Source organism: bacterium (assembly GCA_016873475.1).
Taxonomy (GTDB): Bacteria; Krumholzibacteriota; Krumholzibacteriia; order JACNKJ01; family JACNKJ01; genus VGXI01.
Genome location: VGXI01000056.1, coordinates 1 through 16,687 on the forward strand (window position 1 = coordinate 1; position 16,687 = coordinate 16,687).

General features: G+C 70.1%; 13 protein-coding genes. 9 read left to right on the forward strand and 4 right to left on the reverse strand.

Annotation, left to right across the window (positions count from 1 at the left end; all coding sequences use genetic code 11):
- Positions 1-170: 170 nt before the first annotated feature.
- Genes FJ251_06580 through FJ251_06590 form a run of 3 tightly spaced genes read right to left on the reverse strand, consistent with a single transcriptional unit; the run spans position 171 to position 4,068 of the window.
- Positions 171-2,003, reverse strand: coding sequence for a DUF4153 domain-containing protein (locus FJ251_06580; GenBank protein MBM4117399.1), 1,833 nt, complete (start codon positions 2,001-2,003; stop codon positions 171-173).
- 44 nt (positions 2,004-2,047) lie between these two features.
- Entirely contained in the window at positions 2,048-3,049 is a 1,002-nt protein-coding gene (gap, locus tag FJ251_06585) for a type I glyceraldehyde-3-phosphate dehydrogenase (GenBank protein MBM4117400.1), read from the reverse strand.
- On the reverse strand, positions 3,046-4,068 hold the full coding sequence (locus FJ251_06590; protein MBM4117401.1) for a type I glyceraldehyde-3-phosphate dehydrogenase: 1,023 nt from the start codon (positions 4,066-4,068) through the stop codon (positions 3,046-3,048). The genes gap and FJ251_06590 overlap by 4 nt, the downstream gene beginning before the upstream one ends.
- Before the next feature lie 195 nt (positions 4,069-4,263).
- Here FJ251_06590 and FJ251_06595 point away from each other — a divergent pair, with 195 nt between their 5' ends.
- The 9 genes from FJ251_06595 to FJ251_06635 all read left to right on the forward strand — a co-directional run bounded on the left by FJ251_06595 (position 4,264) and on the right by FJ251_06635 (position 16,217).
- Positions 4,264-5,688, forward strand: coding sequence for a T9SS type A sorting domain-containing protein (locus tag FJ251_06595; protein MBM4117402.1), 1,425 nt, complete (start codon positions 4,264-4,266; stop codon positions 5,686-5,688).
- An 87-nt stretch (positions 5,689-5,775) separates the two neighbouring features.
- Positions 5,776-6,009: a hypothetical protein gene (locus tag FJ251_06600; protein ID MBM4117403.1), complete on the forward strand. Its 234-nt coding sequence runs from the start codon at positions 5,776-5,778 to the stop codon at positions 6,007-6,009.
- Positions 5,981-6,763: a hypothetical protein gene (locus FJ251_06605; GenBank protein MBM4117404.1), complete on the forward strand. Its 783-nt coding sequence runs from the start codon at positions 5,981-5,983 to the stop codon at positions 6,761-6,763. The genes FJ251_06600 and FJ251_06605 overlap by 29 nt, the downstream gene beginning before the upstream one ends.
- Positions 6,760-8,088, forward strand: coding sequence for a hypothetical protein (locus FJ251_06610; protein ID MBM4117405.1), 1,329 nt, complete (start codon positions 6,760-6,762; stop codon positions 8,086-8,088). The genes FJ251_06605 and FJ251_06610 overlap by 4 nt, the downstream gene beginning before the upstream one ends.
- Positions 8,085-8,861 (forward strand): hypothetical protein, encoded by a 777-nt coding sequence (locus FJ251_06615; protein ID MBM4117406.1) that lies wholly within the window; start codon positions 8,085-8,087, stop codon positions 8,859-8,861. The genes FJ251_06610 and FJ251_06615 overlap by 4 nt, the downstream gene beginning before the upstream one ends.
- Positions 8,858-9,547 (forward strand): hypothetical protein, encoded by a 690-nt coding sequence (locus tag FJ251_06620; protein ID MBM4117407.1) that lies wholly within the window; start codon positions 8,858-8,860, stop codon positions 9,545-9,547. Before FJ251_06615 ends, FJ251_06620 begins: the two co-directional genes overlap by 4 nt.
- Positions 9,544-10,209 (forward strand): hypothetical protein, encoded by a 666-nt coding sequence (locus tag FJ251_06625; protein ID MBM4117408.1) that lies wholly within the window; start codon positions 9,544-9,546, stop codon positions 10,207-10,209. The genes FJ251_06620 and FJ251_06625 overlap by 4 nt, the downstream gene beginning before the upstream one ends.
- Positions 10,210-10,421: 212 nt before the next feature.
- Positions 10,422-12,695 carry a T9SS type A sorting domain-containing protein gene (locus FJ251_06630; GenBank protein MBM4117409.1) on the forward strand — a complete coding sequence of 758 codons (2,274 nt, stop codon included), beginning with the start codon at positions 10,422-10,424 and terminating at the stop codon, positions 12,693-12,695.
- A gap of 204 nt (positions 12,696-12,899) precedes the next feature.
- The gene (locus tag FJ251_06635; protein ID MBM4117410.1) at positions 12,900-16,217 is read left to right on the forward strand and encodes a T9SS type A sorting domain-containing protein; all 3,318 of its coding nucleotides are present in this window, start codon (positions 12,900-12,902) and stop codon (positions 16,215-16,217) included.
- A 183-nt stretch (positions 16,218-16,400) separates the two neighbouring features.
- On the opposite strand, the gene FJ251_06640 is transcribed toward FJ251_06635, so the two are convergent.
- The coding region (locus FJ251_06640; GenBank protein ID MBM4117411.1) for a phosphate ABC transporter ATP-binding protein at positions 16,401-16,687 on the reverse strand (287 nt) is incomplete at its 5' end.

Genomic DNA, 16,687 nt, shown 5'->3' on the forward strand with positions numbered 1-16,687 from the left:
GGGGAAGAAGCGGGTCAGGCCGCAGTCGCGGCAGAGCACGAGGACGAACTTCTCCGCGCGCAGGAAGCTGCCCAGGCCGGGCAGGTAGTCGGGCGCGTGCCCGCCGCCGGCGCTCACGGGCTTGCTCTCGTAGAGGTGGCTGCCGCCGCAGTTGGGGCAGGGGGCGATCTTCATCGGGCCTCCGTCGCTGGGGCGCCTGCTCCGGGCGCCGGGGTCGGGGTCGCCGGGCTGAGGTACAGCTCGGCCTCGAGTTGAGTCAGGCCGGGCTTACCTTCCTGCCAGGCGATTTGTTCGACGAGCAGCCAGGCGCGCCAGCCACCGCCGGCGGCCTGCAGGCTGAGGTCGGCCGCGGGCACCGCCTCCGGGTGGCTGCGGCCGCGCAGCGCGGCCTGGAGCGCGGCGAGATCGAAATCGAGGACCGAGGCGCCCTCCCGACTGAGCACGAGCCGTCCCTCCGCCGGCGCGAGCGTCCAGGCGCTGCCGGCGGCGCTGAAGCCAGCCTGCTGCGGGTCGCCGACCAGGCTCAGGCGGACGTGCCAGGCGCCCTCGCCGAGGGCGAGCGCCTCGTCGCCCCGCTGGCGCTGGAAGAAGCGATAGTCGCCGCTCGTCTGGCGCCAACCCTCGTCGAACTCCAGACCCAGGTGCGCCATCACGACGCGACTGAGCGTGCCGCCGTCCACGCGGTTCGGTTGGCCGGCCGCAAGTTCGGCGGCGATCTGTGAGCGCAGCTCCGGGCTGGCGTAGCGGTCGAGCACGGCCGCGCCGTGCCGATCGAAGAGGTAGAAGAGGACGGCGCTCAGCTCGCGCCGCGTCTCCGGGGCCACGGGGCCGCTCGCGGGCACGAGCCGCTCCGCCGCGAGCAGGCCGCCGCTCGTGAGGAGCCGCTCGAGGCGACCGAGCTGGCTCGCTCGACTCAGGCTGAAGGCGCCCCAGGGGCCGGCGCTGACGGCGAGGGCGATCAATCCGAGCGAGAGCGGCAGCGGCCGCAGGCTGCGCAGGCGGCCGAGGGCGCCGAAGAGCGCCGTCACTCCCAGCCAGAGCCCGAGCACGACGAGAAAGTAGCGCGGCTCGGTGAGGCCGTACTGGCCGATCCGCTTGCCGGCCGAGAGCAGGAGCATCGCCACGGCCGGCAGCAGCAGGATGAAGTAGGCCCGCGCGTAGACGGACACCCAGCGCTGGCGCCCCGCGAGGGCGAGCGGCTGCAGGAGCGCGAGCGAGGCGAGGCCGGCTGCGCCGACGCTCGAGACCAGCCAGCCGATCCAGCCGCTCGGCCACTGCGTGGTCGCCAGGACCTTCACGAGATAGGCCGTCAGCAGCGTCAGGTAGATCCCCACCAGCGGCGCCAGGATGTACTGCGCGAAGATGCGCAGCACGGGTGGATGGTCGGCCAGGTCTTCGAGCGCCGCCGGTTCGCGCGGCACGCCGGCCAGGAAGTACCAGGTGTTGAAGATGAAGATCACGAGCTGGAAGAGGCGCGGGTAGACCTCGCCGGCGACGGGCACGCCGAAGAGCTTGTCCAGGGCGAGCAGGGCGACGCTGAGGCCGATCATCAAGACGGCCGAGAAGACGAGTCCCGCGAGCAGGCGCAGGAAGAGCGCCTTGCCGTACTGCCAGAAGGCATTCTCGCCCGGCCGGCCGAGGAGGGGGAGCGAGATCACCGCCAGGTGCGCGGCGATCGCGAAGAGCAGGAAGCGGATCAGGGGCGTGCCCTCGACCCGAGCCGGCAGCGTGAGCCCGTAGGCCACGAGCGCCGCGGCGCCGATGCCCTGGAGCAGGAGCCCGCGCGGGCGCGGCCAGCGCTCGGCGGTAAGCGCGAGGGCGAGCAGCAGCGGGATACCCAGGGCGCTCGCCATCAGGAGGCGGCCGAGCAGCGAATCGCCGTCGGCGCCGACCAGGAGAACGGCGCTCGTCGCGGCGAGCGCGGCCGCCAGGAGCACGAGAGGGAAGCGGCGCAGCGCCTCCGCGGCGGCGCCGAGGACGAACTGCAGTGATGGCAGACGCATGGCTAGCCTCCTGAGGCGCGGCGGCGCCGCGCCACCCGGCCGGCCTAGCCCATCCGGTCGAGCAGGCCGAGCAGGTCCACGACGCGGTTCGAATAGCCCCACTCGTTGTCGTACCAGGCCATCGTCTTGGCGAAGTGGCCGTCGACGACCAGCGTGAAAGGCGCGTCGAAGATGGACGAGTGCGGATCGCCCACGATGTCCGAGGAGACGATCGGCGCCTCCGAGTATTTGAGGATGTTGCGAAAGCCCTCGCTCTTGGCCGCCGCGCGCATCGCCGCGTTGATCTCCTGGGCCGTCACCTTCTCCTTCAGCTCGGTGACGAGGTCCACGATCGAGCCGTCGGGGATGGGCACGCGCATGGCCAGCCCGTCCAGCTTGCCGGCCAGCGCGGGCAGCACCTTGCCGACCGCCTTGGCGGCGCCGGTGGTGGTGGGGATGATGTTCTCCGCCGCCGCGCGGCTGCGCCGCCAGTCGCTGTGGGGCACGTCGGCCAGGCGCTGGTCGTTGGTGTAGGCGTGGACGGTGGTCATCACGCCGCTGACGATGCCGAAGTTCTCGTGCAGCACCTTGGCCACTGGCGCGAGGCAGTTCGTCGTGCAGCTCGCGTTGGAGACGATGCGATGCTCGGGCCTGAGGTCAGCCTCGTTGACGCCGAGGACGACGGTGCAGTCGATCTCGTCCTTGCTCGGCACCGTGAGGATGACCTTGCGCGCGCCGGCCGTCAGATGCTGCTCGATCTCGGCGCGCTTGCGGAAGCGGCCGGTCGACTCGATGACGAAGTCCACGCCCAGCGCCCCCCAGGGCAGCTCGGCCGGGTTGGGCGACTCGGTCATCTTCACCGACTGGTGGTCGGTGCGCATCATGTCGCCCTGCACCTCGATGCGGCCCTGGAAGGGTCCCATCACGGTGTCGTGCTTGAGCAGGTAGGCGAGGGCGTCGTTGTCGGTGATGTCGTTGATCGCCACCACTTCCACGCCCGGCAGCGGGTCGAGGATGCGAAAGACGCTGCGCCCGATGCGGCCGAAGCCGTTGATGCCGATTCTCATCGCTGCACCTCCTCCGCCTTGAAGGCGCCGAGGGTGGTCACCGTATCCAGGATGCGGGCCGCGTAGCCCCAGCCGTTGTCGTACCAGGTGATCGTCTTGATCAGGCCGCCGGCGAGCGCGATGGTGGCCAGCGAGTCGAAGACGGCGGTGTGCGTGTTGCCGATGACGTCGCTGGAGACGATCGGCTCGTCGCTGTACTCCAGGTAGCGCCCGAGCGAGCCCGCGGCCGCCTGCTTGACGATCGCGTTGGCGGCCTCCTTGTCCAGCGCCTGGCCGAGCTGCACGCTGAGATCCAGGTTGGAGCCGTTGGGCACCGGCACGTTGACGGCGATGCCGTCGATCTTGCCCTTGAGGTGGGGCAGCATCGTCTCGACGACCCCCGGCGACCAGGTCCAGTTCGGGATGAGGTTCTGGGCCGCGCTGCGGCTGCGCCGCAGGTTGGGCGTGATCGTGTCGGAGAGCTTCTGGTCGCTCGAGTAGGCGTGCACGCTGGTCATCAGCGCGCGGCGCACGCCGACCGTCTCGTCGAACACCTTGAGCATGAGGGCGAGGGCGTGGGTCGTCGTGCTCGCGCAGGAGACGATCTGATCCTCGGCGCGGAGCTCGTGGTCGTTCACGCCGTGCACGATCGTGCGGTCGATGGCGTCCAGGGCGGGCGTGGTCAGCACGACGCGGCGGGCGCCCGAGCGCAGGTGGCCCTCGAGCAGAGCGCGCTCGCGGTAGGCGCCCGTCGAATCGACGACGACGTCCACGTTGTAGGCGTCCCAGGGCATCTCCTCGGGGGTGACGCCCTTGAGCAGCCGCGCGCGCTGGCGGCCGGCGCAGAGGTACTTGCCGTCCAGCTTGACCTCGCCCGGGAACTGCCCGTAGATCGTGTCGAACTGCAGCAAGTAGGCCATCGCCTCCGGCGTGCCGAGGTCGCTGATGGCGACGACGTCGAGATCCTCGCGCTGGACCGCCTGTCGGAAGAGATTGCGGCCGATGCGGCCGAAGCCCATGATTCCGACCCGGATGGACATTACAGACCTCGCTGAGACAGGATGGAGAGTCGCCCCGCCCCTTGGCGGGCCCCGCGAAGTTAGTGCTTGGCGGGAAGACTGGCAACGACTATCGCGGCGCCGGCCGCGATGCTATACTCTGGCTTGCGAATCGGGCATCCGCGCTCCCCAGCGCTGAAAGGACGGCGTGGATTGAGGAACCGGCACCCGGCCCGGATGGGGTCGGGCCTTCTTGTATCCGGTCTGGCTGCCCTGGCGGCCTTCCTGGGCGCGGCTCCCCGCGCCGAGGGGCAGCCTCTGCTCGCCGTGGAGCCGGCGGCGCTGGACATCGCCCTGAGCCCGGGCGACAGCGCCTTCGTCCCTCTCCACGTCGCGAACCTCGGCGAGCCGGGCAGCCAGCTCGTCTGGAGCGTGGCCGTCCACGACCCCTTCCTGCCCGGCGGCCGCAATATCGACGGCTCCACCTTCACGGCCGAGCCGCCCGACTACCTGCCCGGCCAGACGCGGCAGTTCGCGCTCTTCGTCACCAACAACAGCCCGGACTACGACTGGCTGGACGGCATCACGCTCGACTTTCCGCCGGGCGCGACCGTGCTCGGCTCCACCAACTTCGTGGGCGGCAGCGGCGGTCCGCTCGTGACGAACCACGCGACGGGCGACGGCGTGATCGTGCGCTGGCTGGACGTCAACGGCGGCTGGGGCAACGTCTACGGGGGGCAGACGGTGACCGCGACCGTGACCGTCGCCTTCGCCGCCTGGCTCGCCGGCGACCTCGAGCTGCCCTGGACGATGAGCGGCGACGGCTACGGCGCGCCGCCGCACGACATCGAAGGCAAGCTGATCCTCGACGGTCCCCCGGGCCCCGACGTGGAGGTGCTCGTGCCCGACGGCGGGGAGATCTGGGCCCTCGGCGAGAGCCGGCAGGTGCTCTGGGACTGCTGGGGCGGCGTCGTGGCGGTCAATGTCCTGCTCAGCCGCGACGGCGGCGCGAACTGGGAGCTGCTCGGCAGCCAGCTGCCGCCCTACCAGCCCTTCGACTGGGTGGTCGCCGGCCCGCTCTCGGCCGACTGCCGCGTGCGGGTCGCCGACGCCTACGGCAGCGGCGAGGACACGAGCGCGGCCAGCTTCTTCATCCACCGTCCGATCGACTGGCTGACGATCCTGGGCTCCGGCGGCGGCGTGCTGGCGGCCGGCGAGGTCGACACGCTCTGGGTGCGGGTCGGCACGGCCGGCCTGCCGCCGGGCGAGGATCAGCTCGCCGGCCTGCGCTTCACGGCCAACGATCCCGCGGGCGGGCTGATCGTTCCGCTGACCCTGCGCGTCGGCTTGCCCACGGCGGCGCCGGCGACGCTGCCCGCGGCCGGGCCGCAACTGACAGCCTGGCCGAACCCCTTCGGGGCGGCCACGCGTCTCGTCTTCGCGGCGGCGGCGGCCGGGCCGCTGCGTCTGGAGATCCTCGACCTCCAGGGGCGCCGGCTGCGCTTGCTGGCGGCGGCGGAGGCGGCGGGCCCCGGCGTCGAGCGGGCGCTGGTCTGGGACGGCCGCGACGAAGCCGGCCGGCGGCTGCCCAGCGGCGTCTACCTCGTCCGGCTGACCAGCGGCGGCGCCAGCAGCACGCGTAAGCTACTTCTGATGAAATAGGCTCCCGCTGTCCGGTGGCCTCTCGGGACCTGGTCCCGACACTCGAATACCTCCCCCTTGATCGCTCCGATGTGGTATTGTCGCCGCATGAAGAAGAAGCTCGCAGGTTTCGGACTTCTGCTCTCCTTCGCCCTAGGACTCTACTCGGCGAGCATGCGCATCGGGGAGCCGGCGCGTCTGGTCGACGTGCTGACGCTCTTCTTCACGGGTGCCGGGGCCGGCGCCTCGCTGACTGCTTATCTGCGACGGGCCTGCGTGGGGGAACGAAAGGAATTGCGGCGCGATGAGGTGCTTGTGGCTGAGGGGAGAGAGGCTGGATAGCAGGCTCGGTGCCTGGCTGGTCCTGGCGCTGCTGATCGCGCTGGCCGGCTGCAGTGACGATGAGGCGGGCACGCTGAACCCACCGGCAGGCCCCGACTACCTGGCCAACGACAGCCCGGACAACCCCCTGGCGAACGTCGTGCTTGCCTGGGCGGCCGAGGATGCCGCGGGCTACGCGGCGCTGCTCTACGACGGCCTGGACGTGGTGGAGGGCGGCGGCGTTTGCGCGCCCTTCGAGTTCACCTTCGACCGCTCGTTCGACCCCGACCTGCCGGAGTTCTACGCCTACGCGCAGGAACTCGCCTGCACGGAAGCACTGCTCGGCGGCGAGCCGGGGGACGGCGTGCCGGGCGTGAAGTCCGTCTCGATCGACGTGACGCCCTATGGCGCCTGGCAGACGGTGGTCGGCGGCGATGTCGAGGGCGATCCCTGCCCGGAGAACACGCAGTGGCGCAGCTACGGCACGGACATCCTCTTCACGCTCAAGGCGAACGTCGGCGGTACGGACATCAACCAGTGGCTCGTCGCCGACCGGCTGATCGTCCACTGCGTGCCGGTGGTGGTCGGCGACGCTGTCGAGTGGCGGCTCTGGAAGTGGCGCGACGTGATCGAGCTGCGCGGCGCCTCATCGACGCTCAGCGCCGTGAAGTCTCTCTATGGCGCTGCAGGGGGAGAGCCCGGCCGCACCGAGAGCACTAGCCTGAGCCAGATCAAGGCGCTCTATCCGGGGACCCTGCGCCAGGCGGGCCGATGAAGACCGCGCCGCGCTGGGCGGCCATCGCGTTGGGGCTCGGCCTCCTCGCCGGCTGCAGCGGCGATGGGGGATCGCCCGCCCAGCCGGGCGGGCCCGAGTACCTGCCGAATACGAGCCCGGAGAACCTCCTCGCCAATCTGATCACCGCCTGGGAGGCGATGGACGCCGACGGCTACGCCGAGCTGCTCTATGGCGGCGAGCAGCGGGCGGCGGACGGGGCCTTCTACGCGCCCTTCAAGTTCCACCTGGCTGCCGGCAGCGGCGAGGCGCTGCCCGACTTCTGGGTGCAGTCGCGAGAGGTGGCGGGTTGCCAGCGGCTGCTCGGCGGGCTGGCCGGCGCCGGCGTGCCGGGCGTGCGCAGCGTGGAGCTCGAGATCAGCCCCATCGGCGCCTGGGGACCGATGGGCGGCGACGCGATCGGGGGCGACGCCATTCCCACCGGCGCTCGCTGGTGCCTCTGCGAGGTACAGGCGGTCTTCACGCTGAAGGAGGCTTACGGGTCGGACATCAACAGCTGGCTGGCTTCAGGACGCGGGACCTTCCAGTGTCTGCCGGTCCCGGTGTCAGGCAGCGAGGAATGGCGCCTCTGGAAGTGCTGGGACGAGACGGACACGCGTGCGGCTGCCATTCCTGGCGGTCCGGTCGAGAAGTCCCTCAGCGAAGTGCGGAGCTACTTCGCGCCGCCGCCGCCGGCCTACCTGCCGAACGACAGCCCGCAGCATCTCGTCCAGAACCTCGTGCTCGCCATGCAGGGGCTCGATCCCGAAGGCTATGCCGCCCTCCTCTATGACGGCAGCGCGCTCGCCACGGATGGCGAGCGCTACGCCCCCTTCAGCTTCAGCTTCGATCAATCGGTGGATGCGAGTCTGCCGACCGCCTGGTCTCTCCCGGCCGAGCTCGCGTGCCAGGAGACCCTGCTCGGCGAGGAGCCGGGCGAGGGCGTGTCCGGCGTGGCGAGTCTGACGGTCGAGCCAACCGCCAGCGGCGACTGGCAGGCCGTGGCCGGCGGTGAAGTGGAGGGCGATCCCTGTCCCGCCGAGGCGCTCTGGCAGAGCTTCGACCTGGAGCTTGCGCTCGTACTCAAGGTACCGGTGGAGGACGCAATCATCGGCTTTGCCGCCCTGGACGCAGCCCTGCTCTACTGCCTGCCCGTTCAGGTCGCCGGTGGCAGCGAGTGGCGCCTCTGGAAGTGGCGGGAGGTCGCCGATGGCACGCGCAGCGCAGCTCGCCCGGGCTTCGTGAAGCGAAGCCTGGGTCAGATCAAGGTGCTCTACGGTTCGGATGCGATCGTCCGCTGCAACCACGCAAGGGAGGAAAGACGATGAACGCGCGACGCTGCACCCTCGGACTCGCGGCGGCCCTGCTGCTCCTGGCCGGCTGCGGCGGCGACGATGAACGCCGCCTGACCCCGCCGCCGCCGCCCGATTATCTGCCGAACGACAGCCCGGAGAACCTGGTGGCCAACCTCACCCTGGCCTGGGAGGCCGAGGACGCCGCTGGCTACGCCGCGCTGCTCTACGACGGCGTGCTGGAGGCCGACGACGGCGAGGTCTACGCGCCCTTCACATTCTACTTCGACCAGTCGGTCGATCCGGATCTGCCCGATCAGTACCTCTACGCGCAGGAGGTCGCCTGCCTGGAGAACCTGCTCAGCGGCGAGCCGGGCGACGGCGTGCCGGGCGTGAGGTCCGTCTCCATGGACCTGGTGGCCAACGGCACCTGGCAGACGGTCGTCGGGGGCGAGGTCGAGGGCGATCCCTGCCCCGAGAACACCCAGTGGCGCGCCTTCGAGACGGACCTGCTGGTCACCCTCAAGACGAACATCGGGTACTCCGACATCAACCAGTGGCTGGTCCAGGACCGACTCCTCGTCCACTGCCTGCCCGTCCTGGTCGCTGGCGAGACCGAGTGGCGGCTCTGGAAGTGGCGGGACCTAATCGAACTGCGAGCCGGAGAGTCCTCCCTCGGCACGGTCAAGGCGCGCTACGGGCCAACCGGGCGCGAGTCGGGGACAGTGGAGGACGCCAGCCTGGGCGGGATCAAGGTCCTCTACGCGTCGGCGGGCCGGCAGACGGCGAGCCGGCAGGGGAGTCGATGAAGCGAGCGCTGCGCTGGGCCGCCCTCGGGCTCGCGCTCGGCCTGCTCCTCGGCTGTGACGAGGGTGGGGAGCGCTTCCACCTGGCGCCGCCCTCCCCGGAGTACTTGCCCAACGACAGCCCGGACCATCTGCTGGCCAACCTCGTGCTGGCCTGGGAGAGCAGGGACGCTGCGGCCTACGCGGCTCTGCTCTACGATGGCGCGCTGCCCGCCACGGACGGCCTTGCCTACGCGCCCTTCCGCTTCCACTTCGATCGCAGCCTGAACCCGAGCCTGCCGGCGAGCTGGTCCTACGAGGAGGAGCGGGCGGGCGTGGAGGCCCTGCTCAGCGGCCGCAAGGGCCGCGACGGTCTGATGGGCCTGTGCTCGCTGCGGCTCGGCGTGCTGGGCGACGGCGCCGGGTGGACCGCCGCGGACGCCCTGGTCGAGGGCGACCCCTGTCCAGCCTCCGCCCGGCGGCGTCTCTACGGGCTGAGCCTGTCGGCGACCTTGGAGCCGGAGCCCGGCTTCGGCAGCCCGACCTACTTCGCCGAGGACTTCGGCGAGTTCTACTGCATTCCGATCCTGGTTGGCGGCGCCCAGGAGTGGCGCCTCTGGAAATGGCGCGAGCAGATCCAGCGCGGCGTGATCGAGACCACGCTGGGCGCGCTCAAGGTGCTCTACTGGCCTACGGAGGATGAACGATGAACAGCCCGCGCTTCGGCGTCTGGCTCCTCGCCGCCCTGCTCCTCGCCGTTGCCTGCGACGGGGACTCCGAGCGGCGCCTGACGCCGCCGCCAGCCGACTACCTTCCCAACGACAGCCCCGACAACCTGGTGCTCAACGTCGTGAAGGCCTGGGAGACCATGGATGCCGCGGGCTACGCCGCGCTGCTCTACGACGGCGTGCTGGAGGCCGACGACGGCGAGGTCTACGCGCCCTTCAAGTTCTACTACGACCGCTCGCTCGACCCGAGCCTGCCGGAGATTGACCTCTACGACCGCGAACTCGTCCGCACTGCGGCCATGCTGGGCGGGGAGCCCGGCGACGGCGTGCCGGGAATCGAGGACGTCGAGATGACCCTGATGGCGAACGGCCTCTGGCAGACGGTTGCGGGCGGAGTGGTGGACGACGACCCCTGCCCCGAGAACGCGCAGTGGCGCAGCTTCGAGACGGACATGACGCTCACCCTCGAGTCAACCATCGGCGGGTCGGACATCTACATCTGGCTCGTCGAGGATCGGCTCATCTTCCACTGCCTGCCCATCCTCGTCGATGGCGAGACCGAGTGGCGGCTCTGGAAGTGGCGGGACATCCTCACGCTGCGCACGGAAGACGCGAGCTTCAGCCAGATCAGGGCCCTGTACTGAGGCGGGGGGTCCGGCGCGGGGCTCCAGATTCCCGTTTCCACCTTCGGAAATGAGGGGCAAACGTCGTCGCGGCTTCGGGTTCCGGGCCGGACAAAGCCGTTGTCCCAGCCTTACGGTTCTGCTAAAATGAAGGCTTACTTGCTCGGGCGCTTGCCTCAGTAGGCCCCGCCACTCGCCGTTTTGACTCCTCGCCCAGGCCCCAGGGGGTTGGAATGAAGAGACTGACATTGTCGGTCGCCCTGCTGCTCGCCTTCGCATCGGCCGCCATGGCCGGCCAGAAGGTGGTCCTCCAGGACGGCGACGATCTCTACGACATTCAGGTGCTGCAGTCGAGCCTGGAGCGCAGCGTGCTCCACTACGCGGTCAACGCCTTCACGCTGGAGACCGTCCTCATCGACGGCCGCGAGTACAGCCGCGTCGACCTCGGCCGCCGCGCTCACCACCTCGAGGTCGGCTTGCCCGAGCTGCCCACGCTGCGCGAGTCCATCGTCATCCCCGACGACGCGACGATGAGCCTGCGCATCCTGGACGCCCGGTACGTCGACCTGCCGGGCATCGACGTCGCGCCCTCGAAGGGCAACCTGACCCGCAACGTCGACCCCGAGCTGGTGCGCCACAGCTTCGCCGACTTCTACGGCGAGAACGCCTGGTACCCCGCCGAGACCGCGCGCCTGGACGAGCCCTACATCATGCGCGACACCCGCGGCCTCGTCGTCGAGATCAATCCCTTCGTCTACAATCCGGCGACGCACACGCTGCGCGTCTACACGGGACTGACGATCGAGGTCGCCGCCAGCGGCCCCGGCACCGTCAACGTGCTCACGCACCGTCCCGACAAGCCCGTGGCCGAGTTCGAGCGCATCTACGAGAGCCACTACCTGAACTATGCGCAGGCCGGCGCGGGCGAGCGCTATGCCTCGGTGCCCGAGGGCGGCTGCCTGCTGGTCATCGCCTACGACGCCTTCCTGGGCGCCCTGCAGCCCTACGTGAACTGGAAGAACCAGATGGGCATCCGGACCACGATGGTGCCCGTCTCGACGGCCGGCGCCACGGGCGCGGCGCTGAAATCCTACGTCCAGAACCGCTACGACACCGACGAGCTCTGCTACGTGCTCCTCGTCGGTGACGGTCCGCAGGTGCCGTACCTGACGGTCGCCGGCGGCGCTTCCGATCCCTCCCTGGCTCTCTTGGCGGGCACCGACAGCTACCCCGAGGCCTTCATCGGCCGCCTGTCGGCGACCACCACCGCCGAGGTGACGAACCAGATCACCAAGTTCATCGAGTACGAGCGCGACGCCCAGGCGGGCGCCGACTGGTACAAGAAGGGCACCGGCATCGCTTCTTCTGAGGGCGCCGGCATCGGCGACGACGGCGAGGCGGACTGGCAGCACGCGAACGTGATCCGCAACAAGCTGCTCGCCTTCACCTACAACCAGGTGGACCAGATCTACGCCACCAACGGCGGCACGGCGGCGATGGTGACGACGGCCGTCAACTACGGCCGCAGCATCATGAACTACACCGGCCACGGCAGCGAAACTGCCTGGAGCACCACGGGCTTCTCGAACACGCACGTCAACGCGCTGGTGAACGACAACAAGCTGCCCTTCATCGTCAGCGTCGCCTGCGTGAACGGCAACTTCCCGAACCTGACCTGCTTCGCCGAGGCCTGGCTGCGCGCCAGCCACAACGGCGAGCCCACGGGCGCCGTGGGGATGTACGCGTCCACGATCAACCAGAGCTGGGCGCCGCCGATGTCGGCGCAGGACGAGGTCGTCGACCTGATGATCGCCGGCGCCAAGCGCAGCTACGGCGGCCTCTGCTTCAACGGCTCCTGCAAGATGATGGACGAGTACGGAGGCACGGGCCAGACCGAGTACAAGTGCTGGACCGTCTTCGGCGATCCGACCCTGCGCGTGCGCACGGACACGCCGACCGCGATGAGCGTCACGCACGACGACCAGATCCTGCTCGCCGATACGCACTTCACCGTTCACGCCGAAATGGGCGCCTTGGTCGGCCTCAGCCACAACGGGACCTACCTGGGTTCGGCGATCGCCGACATCAGTGGCACGGCGGTGGTCGCCATCGAGGGCACGCTGCCCGAGACCGCGATCACGGTGACGGTGTCGAGCTTCAACCGCTTCACCTACGTCGGCCAGGTGGACGTGCTCGTGGACCTGACGCCGGTCGGCGAGTCGACGCCCGGCGCCATCGCGCTCGGCCAGAACCACCCGAACCCCTTCAACCCGAAGACGACCATCGGCTTCGCGCTGCCGGCGGCGACCCGCGTCACGCTGGACATCTACAGCGCGACCGGCCAGCGCGTGACGCGCCTCGTCGACGAGGTGCTGCCGGCCGGCCAGCAGCAGGTGATCTGGAGCGGCGCCGACGAGGCCGGCCGCGCGGTCGGTAGCGGTGTCTACTTCTACCGCCTGCAGGGGGGGGACTGGAGCGAGACCAGGAAGATGATGCTGATTAAGTAGCCCCCCATACAGACGATCGGGCACCCAGCGGCGTCCGCCCGCGGTCGAAACAACGACCGCGGCGCAGACGCCGCCGGGTGCCCACCCATCCGCAAGGGGGGCCGACTGGCCCCCCTTCTCTTTGGTCTTCCCAGCCCCTATCTGATAGACTTGTCTGGAATCAGGCGCCGCCGGTGGGCGGCGGCGCGACACGGGGGGGACGCCATGCGACGACTGCCACTGCTCCTCGGCCTGGCCATCCTGCTGGTCTCGACGCTGCCGGCCGCGGCGGCGCAAGTGACGCTGGGACCGGGCGAGGACGCCTACACGCTGGATCTGATCGCGGCGACGCCGGAGCGGAGCGTCGTCGAACTGCGGCTGAAGCACTTCGACATGGAGGCGCTGGCGATCGCGGGGGCGCCCTACACGCAGGTGACGCTGGGCAAGCGGCCGCTGCACCTGGAGCGCGGGCTGCCGGCGCTGCCGACGGTTCGCGAGTCGCTGGCGATCCCGGACGCCGGGGTGATGGCGCTGCGCGTGCTCGCGGTCGAGTACCGGGAGTTCACGGGCATCGACGTGGCGCCCTCCAAGGGCAACCTGCTGCGCACGGTGGACCCGGCGCTGGTAGAGTACAGCTTCAGCGACTTCTACCAGCAGGACGCCTGGTACCCGAAGGAGACGGCGCGGCTGGAGACGCCCTACATCCTGCGCGACACGCGGGGCCTGGTGCTGGAGCTGAATCCCTTCCAGTATAGCCCGGCGACGCACACGCTGCGCGTGGCGACGCGGCTGACGGTGGAAGTGGCGCTGGCCGGCGGCGGCGGGGAGAACCTCCTCGACCGGCGGCCGGCGGCGCGGGTGCGGGACTTCGAGGACCTCTATGCGCGCCACTACCTGAACTACACGGCGCTCAGGGATCGCTACACGAGCATCGGCGAGGTGGGCTCGCTGCTGGTGATCAGCTACGACGCCTTTGCGGGCGCGATGGCGCCCTTCGTGGCCTGGAAGAACCAGCTCGGGGTGCCGACGAGCTTGGTGAACGTGAGCGCGATCGGGGCGACGGGCACGCAGATCAAGGCCTACATCCAGAACCTGTACAACACGAGCGGGGTGACCTTCATCCTGCTGGTGGGGGACGCGGCGCAGGTGCCCTACTTCAACAGCGGGGGCGCTTCGGACCCGAGCTACGCCTTCCTGGCGGGCAGTGACAACTATCCGGACGCCTTCGTGGGGCGCCTGTCGGCGGAGAACCTGGCGCAGGTGGAGACGCAGGTGACGCGCTCGATCGAGTACGAGCGGGACGCGCAGGCGGGGGCGAGCTGGTACCCGAAAGGCGTGGGGATCGCCTCGGCGGAAGGCGCCGGAATCGGCGACGACGGCGAGGCGGACTGGCAGCACATGGACGTGATCCGGGGCAAGCTGCTGGGCTTCACCTACAACGCGGTGGACCAGATCTACGACACGAACGGCGGCACGGCGGCGATGGTGACGACGGCGCTGAACGCCGGCCGGAGCGTGGTGAACTACTGCGGTCACGGGTCGATGACGAGCTGGGGGACGACGGGCTTCTCGAACACGCACGTTGACGCGCTGGTGAACGACAACAAGCTGCCGTTCATCGTGAGCGTGGCGTGCAACAACGGGGAGTTCCAGAGCGGGACCTGCTTTGGGGAGGCCTGGCTGCGCTCGACGAACGGGACGGAGCCGGCGGGGGCGGTTGGCTTCTACGGCTCGACGATCAGCCAGAGCTGGGCGCCGCCGATGAGCGCTCAGGACGAGATCGTCGACCTGCTGGTGGGGGGCGAGAAGCGCACCTACGGGGCGCTGTGCTTCAACGGGGCCTGCCAGATGAACGACGACTACGGGGCCGCGGGGCAGAACGAGACGAAGTTCTGGACGATCTTCGGCGACCCGAGCCTGCGCGTGCGCACGGCGACGCCGCAGGCCATTGCCGTCGATCACTTCGAGACCGTCGATCCCCTGATGCCGGGCTTCACCGTGCACACGAACCCGGGCAATCTGGCGGCGCTGAGCTACCTCGGCCAGTTCATCGGCGCCGCCTTCGCGGATCCGAGCGGCACCGCGGTGGTGCCTTTCACCAACGACCTGCCGACGCCGGGCCTGGAGGTCACGCTCACCGTGAGCGGCTTCAACCGCCTGACCAGCGTCGAGCAGATCCTCGTCGGCGACGGACTGCTGCCCACCTGCGAGGTGGATCCCGGCTCCTTCGCCAAGGTGATGATGCCCGACCAGACGCAGACCGACTATCTGCACCTGTCGAACCACGGCGAGGCCGGCTCGACGCTCTACTACAGCATCGCGCTGAGCGATCCGGACTTCCCGGTGGCCGGCGGCGGCATCGGGCTGCGCAACATCGCGGGCTCGACGCTGGACGTCGACCTCGACGGCTTCTACCCGGGCCTGACCTACAACGTCGTCTTCACGGCGCACTGCGTCTCGCCGGACAACGAGTGGATCAAGGACGTGGACTTCGACCTGCCCGCGGGCGTTGTGCTCAACTCGGCGACGGCGATGACCGGCGGCTCGGGCGGCGCGATGCCCTACGTCGGCGGCACGGGCGACGGCATCGCCGGCGGCTGGCACGGCACGGGCGTCTGGGGCAACATCTCTCCGAACGAGAGCGCCTCGGCGACGGTGAGCCTCACCTTCGCGGCGCCCGCGGGCGACGTGGTGATTCCCTACACCCTGACCGGCGACATCTACGGCGGCGATCCGCACACGGTGAGCGGTCAGATCGTGATCGACCTGCTCGGCCCGAACGTCACCGTGCTCGCGCCCAACGGCGGCGAGCTCTGCGCGGTGGGCGGGACGACGCCGATCCAGTGGGTGGCCGGCGGCGGTCCCGTGCAGGTCAAGATCGAGCTGACGCGCGACGGCTCGACCTGGGAGACCCTGGTACCGAGCATGCCGGCGGCCCTCGGCGTCTACAACTGGCCGGTGACGGGTCCGATCACGCCCCACGCGCGGGTGCGCGTGAGCGACCTGCTCGACCCGAACGTGCGCGACGCGAGCAATGCCGACTTCACGATCTACCGGGAACTGACCTGGGTGCAGATGCCGACGACGAGCGGCACCGTGCCCGAGGGCAGCACGGTGGACCTGCCGGTCGTCTTCGACACGGCGGGCCTGCCGGACGGTCTCTACCGCGCCGACATCGCGATTGCGAGCAACGCTGGCTCGCCGGTCGTGGTGCCGGCCACGGTGACGGTGGTTTACGATCCGACTGCGGCGGGTGAGTCGCCGGCAGCGCTGGCCCTCGCGCAGAACCATCCCAATCCCTTCAACCCGAAGACGACGATCCGCTTCAGCCTGCCGGCGGCGGGCCTGGTGCGGCTCAGCGTCTTCGACGTGAGCGGGCGGCGCGTGGCGACCCTGCTCGACGGCCTGCAGCCGGCGGGCGTGCACCACGTCGTCTGGGACGGCCGCGCCGACGGCGGCGTCGGCCTCGCCTCGGGCGTGTACTTCTACCGCCTCGAGACGGCTGGCGCGCAGCTCGAGCGCAAGATGCTGCTCCTTAAGTGAGCGCGCTCGCGTCCGCCCGCGCCCGAAACAACGGGCGCGGCGCGGAGGCGAGCCCGCTCGCTGGTGGTCGATGGCCGGCGCGCCTTCGCGCGCCGGCTGTCAATGGGAGAGCCGGGGGTTCCCGCGCCAGCGCGCAGGCCACGCGCGGCGCTTCGCACGCGGCCTGGCGGGGTGCGGATGCCGCTAGCCGTAGCGGCCCTCGATGTAGTCGGCCGTCTCCTTGGCGCGCGGCGTGACGAACAGCGTGTCCGTCGCCGCGTGCTCCACGACCCGCCCCAGCAGCATGAAGATGCACTCCTCGCTCGCCCGCCGCGCCTGGGCCATGTTGTGCGTGACGATGATCAGGGTGTACTCGCCGCGCAGCTCCCACATCAGCTCCTCGACCGCCTCGGTGGCCTTGGGGTCCAGGGCCGAGCAGGGCTCGTCCATCAGCAGGACGACCGGCTTCACGGGCAGGAGCCGCGCGACAC

Coding starts and splice junctions, on each gene's coding strand:
- FJ251_06600 (MBM4117403.1), top strand. CDS start 5,776: ATGAAGAAGAAGCTCGCAGGTTTCGGACTTCTGCTCTCCTTCGCCCTA.
- FJ251_06610 (MBM4117405.1), top strand. CDS start 6,760: ATGAAGACCGCGCCGCGCTGGGCGGCCATCGCGTTGGGGCTCGGCCTC.
- FJ251_06580 (MBM4117399.1), bottom strand. CDS start 2,003: ATGCGTCTGCCATCACTGCAGTTCGTCCTCGGCGCCGCCGCGGAGGCG.
- FJ251_06590 (MBM4117401.1), bottom strand. CDS start 4,068: ATGTCCATCCGGGTCGGAATCATGGGCTTCGGCCGCATCGGCCGCAAT.
- FJ251_06635 (MBM4117410.1), top strand. CDS start 12,900: ATGCGACGACTGCCACTGCTCCTCGGCCTGGCCATCCTGCTGGTCTCG.
- FJ251_06630 (MBM4117409.1), top strand. CDS start 10,422: ATGAAGAGACTGACATTGTCGGTCGCCCTGCTGCTCGCCTTCGCATCG.
- FJ251_06595 (MBM4117402.1), top strand. CDS start 4,264: ATGGGGTCGGGCCTTCTTGTATCCGGTCTGGCTGCCCTGGCGGCCTTC.
- FJ251_06620 (MBM4117407.1), top strand. CDS start 8,858: ATGAAGCGAGCGCTGCGCTGGGCCGCCCTCGGGCTCGCGCTCGGCCTG.
- gap (MBM4117400.1), bottom strand. CDS start 3,049: ATGAGAATCGGCATCAACGGCTTCGGCCGCATCGGGCGCAGCGTCTTT.
- FJ251_06615 (MBM4117406.1), top strand. CDS start 8,085: ATGAACGCGCGACGCTGCACCCTCGGACTCGCGGCGGCCCTGCTGCTC.
- FJ251_06625 (MBM4117408.1), top strand. CDS start 9,544: ATGAACAGCCCGCGCTTCGGCGTCTGGCTCCTCGCCGCCCTGCTCCTC.